This window comes from Fructilactobacillus sp. X2R5C3, assembly GCF_059901325.1.
Window position 1 is genome coordinate 1 of sequence record NZ_JBWXUY010000010.1, and the last position, 274, is coordinate 274.

The 274-nt window shown below is 42.7% G+C and carries 1 pseudogene; it reads right to left on the bottom strand.

Annotation, left to right across the window (positions count from 1 at the left end):
• Nucleotides 1–274: pseudogene (gene ushA, locus AC6UDE_RS06940) on the bottom strand (bifunctional UDP-sugar hydrolase/5'-nucleotidase); the annotation flags it as partial.

Here is a 274-nt window from a genome sequence, read left to right on the forward strand (position 1 = left end):
GTAAAGTTAGTTCGCCGTTTTCGAGTTTAAACTCTGCCTTACCTACGTATTTTCCCCATTCATGGGCCTGCATGATCCAAGTACCATTTTGTTGGTCAGGTTTACATGCTTTACCCGGCTTGAAGTCATCATCATTTTTATTGTTGCCAGCCATACAGATTGGCTCTTGAGAATGACCACCAATGATCATATCCAAGGTATTTTTAGGTAGTGAGCGAGCAAGTGTAACATCGCCTGGGGCATTAATACCGTATGATGCATCAACATAGTGACC